The organism is Rhodopirellula sp. JB055, assembly GCF_043100905.1.
Classification (GTDB): domain Bacteria; phylum Planctomycetota; class Planctomycetia; order Pirellulales; family Pirellulaceae; genus Rhodopirellula.
The window spans coordinates 1-7129 of sequence record NZ_JBICHO010000488.1 but is presented as its reverse complement, the minus strand read 5'-3'; the positions used below and the strand labels follow the sequence as shown (position 1 = coordinate 7129).

Annotated in this window: 7 protein-coding genes; 4 read left to right on the top strand and 3 right to left on the bottom strand. The window is 56.5% G+C overall.

The features are described from left to right. Window positions 1-139 precede the first annotated feature (139 nt). Window positions 140-703 carry an elongation factor P gene (locus ACF8AM_RS19295; RefSeq protein ID WP_392557219.1) on the top strand — a complete coding sequence of 188 codons (564 nt, stop codon included), beginning with the start codon at window positions 140-142 and terminating at the stop codon, window positions 701-703. A gap of 41 nt (window positions 704-744) precedes the next feature. Here the strand turns inward: ACF8AM_RS19295 and ACF8AM_RS19290 are convergent, their stop codons facing one another. From ACF8AM_RS19290 to ACF8AM_RS19280, 3 genes are all read right to left on the bottom strand, one after another. Next, entirely contained in the window at window positions 745-1056 is a 312-nt protein-coding gene (locus ACF8AM_RS19290; RefSeq protein WP_392557218.1) for a hypothetical protein, read from the bottom strand. 78 nt (window positions 1057-1134) lie between these two features. After that, entirely contained in the window at window positions 1135-2211 is a 1077-nt protein-coding gene (locus ACF8AM_RS19285) for a hypothetical protein (RefSeq protein WP_392557217.1), read from the bottom strand. A gap of 272 nt (window positions 2212-2483) precedes the next feature. Then, complete coding sequence (locus ACF8AM_RS19280; protein ID WP_392557216.1) at window positions 2484-3773, bottom strand: glycosyltransferase family 4 protein; 1290 nt, start codon at window positions 3771-3773, stop codon at window positions 2484-2486. 321 nt (window positions 3774-4094) lie between these two features. Between ACF8AM_RS19280 and leuB the strand changes: the two genes are divergently transcribed. Genes leuB through ACF8AM_RS19265 form a run of 3 tightly spaced genes read left to right on the top strand, consistent with a single transcriptional unit; the run spans window position 4095 to window position 6768 of the window. Next, entirely contained in the window at window positions 4095-5174 is a 1080-nt protein-coding gene (leuB, locus tag ACF8AM_RS19275; protein WP_392557215.1) for a 3-isopropylmalate dehydrogenase, read from the top strand. Window positions 5175-5228: 54 nt separating this feature from the next. After that, window positions 5229-6188: a phosphatidate cytidylyltransferase gene (locus ACF8AM_RS19270; RefSeq protein ID WP_392557214.1), complete on the top strand. Its 960-nt coding sequence runs from the start codon at window positions 5229-5231 to the stop codon at window positions 6186-6188. Between the two features lie 46 nt (window positions 6189-6234). Next, a complete protein-coding gene (locus ACF8AM_RS19265) occupies window positions 6235-6768 on the top strand; it encodes an NADPH-dependent FMN reductase (RefSeq protein ID WP_392557213.1) in 534 nt (177 codons plus the stop codon). Window positions 6769-7129: the final 361 nt, after the last annotated feature.

Below are 7129 nucleotides of genomic sequence, written 5' to 3'. Positions count from 1 at the left end.
GGGGCTGACGATTGTGAGGTTTGGTCTGATTCGACGGGACGCGTTGCTCAGGTTGCCTTCCAATTCATCCGGGCTTTTCTTGGTTGGGGTGGAGCAGTAGGTTTCTCAAAAATTCTCTTCTCGTTTTTTGTTGTCAATCATGCTCGCGAAAGAAGTCAAATCTGGCACCGTTGTGGTCCACGAAGGCAACCCGGTGATGATCGTAGGAATGTCGGTGCAGTCGCCGTCGGCTCGCGGTGCCGCAACGCTGTACAAGTTTCGGGCTCGCAACGTGATGACCCGCAACAAGGTCGACATCACAATGAAGGGCACGGATGTCCTTCAAGAAGCCGACTTCTCTCGGCGAGATGTGCAGCTGATGTACACCGATACGGAGCACTTGCATGTGATGGATAAAGAGGATTACCAGCAATACGAAATTCCGCTGGAAGACGCGGAAGAACAAATGCCGTACATCACGGAAGGGTTGGATGGCATGCGAGCACTGATCTACAACGATGCTTGCGTCGGGATCGAAGTGCCAGCGACGGTGGAGCTGAACATTGCCCAATGTGATCCTGGTGTGAAGGGCAACTCAGCAACTTCACGCACCAAACCGGCCACCATGGAAACGGGCTTGGTCGTTCAGGTTCCCGAATACATCAAGGAAGGCGAACGCTTGAAGATCGATTCGCGAACGGGACAGTTCCTTTCGCGGGCGTGATGTGAAGGGGCTTTCGTTAGCGTTGACAATCGGTTTGGCCGTCAGATGATGTCCACTGTCAGATTGGAAGTATCGGTAGGAGGCTCTGACATATCCGTTTCGACAGGCGGGGCAGTGGTTTCCGGGGCGATGATCACCTGTTCCTGAAATTGCTCCTCCATCTGCCGCGAATTTTCATCTTGAGCTTGCAGGTAGCTCTCGATGGCGTCGTCGGATTCGTGCTCGACCACGTTGCTGAGCGTCGAGGTTTCTTCGGGACCCGTTTCCTGGCATCCTGCGAGCAGGAGCAGAGCAACGGCGATGCATTCCAACGGTGCCGTTTGCCTGTCGATGCTTCTTTTGGGGCGGGACAAATCGGTGCCTCTTGTTTGGTTTGCAAGGGAAACGTTCAGGGCAGTTGCAGTCTTTCAGATGATAGTGGAAGACGTTGCTCAGCGTTGACCTTGCTGCATTGCCCGCTGCTGCTGGAGGATGGCTCGTTCGAACGGCGAGACTCGATCGCTGGGGCGGAATTGTTCTTGGAGTTGTTCGTCTGAAATCAGAGGCGTCACGGTGCCTTGGTTTTGCATCGCTCGTGCGGATTGAAAGACATCGATGGTTTGGTCGGTCAGTTCGGGACCGGGTGGCAAGAGAAAACGCCCAATGCCTTTGCCTTGCATGTTGATGTCCTCGATTCGATTGTTGCCTCGTGCGGTGCGGTCAATCGCGACGGATTGAACTCGCCATTCATGCACGACAATTTCATAGCGGGCTTGCGGCGGAATTTGCCGGCGGACTTCGCGAGTTATCCACTGGCCATCGGGCGATAGCAACTCGAATGTTTCAACCCATTCGTGACCGGCGTCGCGACGTAGTTTCATGTCTTCGAATTCACCGGGGGCCAATCGGAATGTTTTCGACAGACCCGTTTGTCGTGAATCGGTCAGCGTGACGTTGACGTCCCTTTGGCTGCTGTTGGTGAATCGAATTTTCGCGGGCGGCAAATCTGGCAATGCAACCCGTCGAGTGTCGATTGGAACCGGACCTGGGTTCAGTGGGATCGGACTGATTGCCACCGGACCAATCGGGATGTCGTTGATGCCCCATCCCAACAGGGGTGCGGGAGTGAGCCAAGGCAGACCAAATCCGCCGTAGATCGGCGCACCGTATTCGATGTATCCGCCCGCCAAAGGACCAAACACGGGACCACCGATTGGTCCCACGCCGACGGGACGCACCAATCGATAGGAGGCCTGAGGGAAGGGATTGAAGTTGTCCAGATCCATGTAGAAAAAACTGCCAAAGCCACTTCGCGGAAACTTCAGTACTCTCGCAAGTAGCGTGTTGTAGTAACCGAGGAACTGTCCGTCCGGGGTGTCAAAGCGTCGATCGCGAGAGTAGATAACCTGACGCCCATCACCGTGGCGATAGATCAGACTTCCGCGACGCAAGGAGATGCGGCCCGTCACCACGCCGGAGGGTTCCACCAAATCGAATTCGCCGGATGGAGCACCCCGACGATGATCCATTCCTGAATGGCGGTGGTCAGGGAACGAGCGCTCGTCGTTGCGGAATGGCGGTTGAGCGCGCAGGGTGGCCGGGAGGCATACCAGCAGCAATCCGATCAACAGAAGGCGAGTGATGACAAGATCGTTGAATTCAAAAACGGGGGCCCATCCCTTGAAGCTTCGCATTTTTTTCCGCTGTATCTAGATACCTGGGATCACAAACGCGGTACTCGCGCCGCTGGGATTATCGTACCAAGCTGGCGATGTGTTGCGGGGCAGAAATTTGCACCGGATCAACCGTCAGTTGGATGTCCCGTTGGGTCCAAGATGCGGCGGTAGACCTTGGCAACGCCATGAGCCATCGTGTGATCGCTGAAACATTGGTGGTGGCGCGTGACGGCGAAGTCAGACATCGCTTGCCAATCGTATTGTCCGGACACCATGGCTTCGATTTGTTTTGCCAAGGAATCTGCGTTGCGAGGTTCGGCGAGCAATCCTTCCACACCGTGCCGGATGGCTTCCGGTGTGCCTTCGACTGAGGTGGCGATGACGGGAGTCCCCGCCGCCATCGACTCCAGGACAACCATGGGCAACCCTTCGCCGTAGAGGCTGGGCAAGACCATCGCATCCATGCGAGCCAGTTCGGCTGGAACGTCTTGTGTGAATCCCACCCAGTCGATCAGGTGTCCGATCCCAAGATCCGTGATCTGGGCGTCGATCTGTTGTCGGTAGGCTTCTGTTTCAAAGGGGCCGATGCAACGCAGAGTGACTTCGGTGCCACGGTTCTTCAAGATCGCCAGTGCATCCAGGACCACTTCCAGCCCCTTCCGGGATCGCATCAGGGCGACCATGCCGATGGTCCAGCGGCTTCCAACGGTTGGTTTGTTTTGCCGAGTGGGGCGGATGGCGGGGACACCGTTGTGAACGACGGTGACTTGATCTGCGCGAAAACCTTGTTGGATGGTGTCTTCGCGAAGACTGTTGGAAACGGTGATCAAATGTGAACAATTGGCGAGGGAGCGACGTTCGATCCACGCGTTGATGCGGTTGGACCAGGCTCGTTCACAATCTCGCCCAGCAGGGCTGTGGACGTGGTACACCCAGGGACGACCGGACCATTTGGAAACCACGGAGGCGAGCATCGCGGTGCGTGGGGTGTGAGCGTGCAGGAGATCGTACTCACCTTCGGCCACGACTCGAGCGAGTCGTTTGGCGGAGGTCCAGTCCAGTCGGTTTCGCATGGGGAGGCGATGGCAGTGCCCCCATTTTTCACCCCCCACGCCGGTTTGGCGTTCTTCCAGCATCTCGGCGAAGCGTCCTGGTTTGACGCAGGCAAAGTCGGCAGCGACGTGGAAATCTGGCAGGCAGCGTCCCAGGTGAGATTGCACGCGTTCGGCACCCGAAAAATGTTCGCCATTGACGACATGCAGTACCCGAACTTCTCGTGTCGTGCTCAGGACGGATGGGAGGCTGGCGGCGGAAAAAGAAGCCGCGGGCGTGGGACTGGCAACTGCCGTCGACCGAACAGGCAAAGCTGCGGGGGCGGTGCTGGGCGAAAATTCGGAGGGATTGGTCGATTGCATGTTTGGGACGTGCTGAGGTGTCGAACGTGTGCCGATGGGACGATTCTGGATCAGTGCCGATGCGTGCCCAGTGACAGTGGCGAAGTTTGGTGGGGCGTGATGGACGCACTCATGTGCAAGTCTGGGATAGAGTTCGCCCCCGTGTGAGGACCACTTTCGTGGTGATGGACGCATTGCCAGGGACTTGGGTGGTCATGCCGGTTGTGATGATTGGGTGTCCAGGACCCTGGGGGAAACGCTGCGATTCGGCTAAGTTCTGTGCTCCAAAAATCGTTTGACTTGCTCGTTTCCTCCCACCATCACAGCCCCGCACTCGCCGTTATGAACTCCTCCATCGTTTTGTTGCCCGGAGACGGGATCGGACCAGAAATCGTCGAACAAGCCCGTTTGGTATTGACCAAGGTTGCGGAGCGGTTTGGACACACGTTCGAATTCAGTTCGCACCAGATCGGTGGAATCGCGATCGATGAGACCGGTGATCCGCTTCCTCAAGCGACGATCGACGCGTGCCGTGATTCTGCCGCGATTTTGTTGGGAGCGGTTGGTGGGCCAAAATGGGACGATCCATCGGCCAAAACTCGTCCGGAAGCCGGGTTGTTGAAAATCCGCAAGGAATTGGGTTTGTTCGCGAATTTGCGGCCGATCAAGTTGTTTGACGAATTGGCCGAGGCGTCCCCGCTGCGAGCGGACATCGTCAAAGGCACTGACATTCTTTTCTTTCGTGAATTGACGGGCGGGATCTACTTCGGTGAGTCTGGTACCTCGGGCAGCGGCGAAGGCGAAACGGCGTTCCAGTCGATGACGTATTCCGCCAGCGAAGTCAAGCGAATCGTTCGGATGGCTGCTCAAGCTGCTCGGGGACGTTCGAATCGATTGACCAGCGTTGACAAGGCCAACGTTTTGGAACCAAGTCGATTGTGGCGGCGCGTGGCGGCCGAAGTCATGGCCAGCGAATTCCCGGACGTGCAGTATGACGTCGTGCTGGTCGACTCGATGGCGATGCACTTGATCAATCGCCCCTCGGAATTTGACGTGGTGGTCACCGGTAACATGTTCGGCGACATCTTGACCGATGAAGCATCGATGTTGCCCGGTTCACTAGGCATGCTGCCCAGTGCGTCGCTCGGGGAAGGTGGCCCAGGACTTTACGAACCGATTCACGGATCAGCACCCGATATCGCAGGCAAAGGCATCGCGAATCCATTGGCGACCATTTTGGCTGGAGCGATGATGTTGCGGCACTCGCTGGGGTTGAACGAAGAAGCCGAGGCGATTGAAACGGCCGTCGCAGCCGTCATCACTGATGGCCTGCGTACGCCCGACTTGGCTCGCGGGGATCAATCCAAAAGCGTTTCCACGGAAGAGATGGGGGCAGCCGTGGTTGCCAAATTAACAGCCTAAGCCAACGCAGAAACGCTGCTGGTCGAGTCGGTTCCTCTCACTCCGAAGTTCACCTTGCCAGATACAACCACCTACATCCTGATCGCGGTCATCTTGGCCGCGCTGGCGATCGCGACGCTGGTCGCATTCCTGCTCGGACGCAATGATTCCATCGCGGTGGATGCCGCGGTCGTCAAACGTTTCCGTAGCAAGCTGCGCGTGTGGTGGACCATGGTGGCGATCTTCGTGATCGGTTCCCTGATTCACCGGATTGGGTTGGTGGTGTTGTTTTCAATGGTGTCGTTCTGGGCGCTGAGGGAGTTCATCTCGATGACTCCGACTCGACGCGGGGACCATCGGACGCTGTTTTGGATCTTCTTCATCTTCACACCGTTGCAGTACATCCTGATCGGGTTGGGCGATGAATTTTATCCGTTTTACAGCATCATGATTCCGGTGTACGCAAGCCTGTTCATCCCGGCTCGTGCAGCCATTGCGGGCGATGCCAAGCGGTTTCTCGAACGGTGCGCGAAGATCCAGGCTGGTCTGCTGGTGTGTGTGTATTCCTTGTCTCATGCGCCGGCCCTGTTGGATCTGCAGTTGGTTCGAACGGGCGGTGAACCTTGGACGGGCAGCAACGTCAACTTGTTGATGTTCTTTGTCCTGATCGCCCAGTTGTCTCTATCGTTGGAACGCGTGTGGAGCAAATTGGCCGGCCGTCACGTGATTGCTCCGGATATCAATGCCTCGCGAACTTGGGAAGGTGTCCTGGGGGCGATGATGTCGACCGGCGTGATCGCCGCTCTCTTGCGTTGGGCCACACCGTTTTTCTGGTGGGAAGCGTTGTTAATGGGCGTGGTCGTGACTGCCATGGCCAGCATGGGCACGCTGACGATGAGTGCGATCAAGCGAGACCGAGGTGTGACCGACACTGGCACTTTGGTTCAGGGGCACGCTGGAATTCTGGACCAGATCGACAATATCTGTTTCGCGGCTCCGATTTTCTATCACGTGACACGATTTTTCTTCACTTGAACTCGCCTTCGTCAGAGTTCTTCTTCTCTTCCGATATCACTCTCGATTGAGCCAGGGCATGCATCTCGTCATCAGTTCCAGCCTTCATCCCACCAGTCGCAGTCGAATCCTCGCGCGATCGGTTGCCGAGCGATTGCGTGCACAAAATCGCGAAGTCGAGGTGTTCGATCTGTCGCAGCGGACGCTGCCACCTTGCGATGGGGCTTCGGCGTACGGGCATGAAGAAGTGATCGCCCTGAGCCAATTGGTGAGTTCGGCCGAGGCGATCTACATTGCGTCACCGGTCTACAACTACGACGTCAATGCGGCAATCAAGAACGCGGTGGAGTTGACTGGGAAAGCATGGACCGGCAAAACGGTTGCGATGCTGTTGGCAGCCGGCGGCCAAGGGAGTTACATGTCCGTCATGGGGTTGGCCAACAGCTTGATGTTGGATTTCCGCTGCTTGATCGTGCCACGGTTCGTGTACGCGACCGGGGAATCGTTTGAAGGTGATTCATTGGCCGACGAAGAGATTGCTCGACGCGTCGATTTGTTGGTGGAAGAAAGCCTGAAACTCAGCGACGCGCTCAATGCTTGAGTGAATTCGCTGAGGGATCACCTCTCGGTGAGGATTCCAGGAAGGTCGAACAACAACTTGCAGACATACAGGTCGTGCAGTTTCACTTCACCCTCCCAAGCTGCAAACCAGAAATGAATTTGGCATCCGCAATTGGGGCGTCAATGGTGACGGCTTGTCGGCTGAGTCATCAACGACGTTTCAACGCATGGCGAATGGGCACTCTTGCCCGTCAGAGTCGGTCAAGACCACTCATCACGACCTGAACGCGTGAGTTTTGAAGTTGCGTTTTTCTCAAAACCCGAAGCGTCAGCGAGGGAAAAATGATGTTGACTTCGCCTCGCTGACGCTTCGGGTTATGAAAAAACAATGCCTCACACAA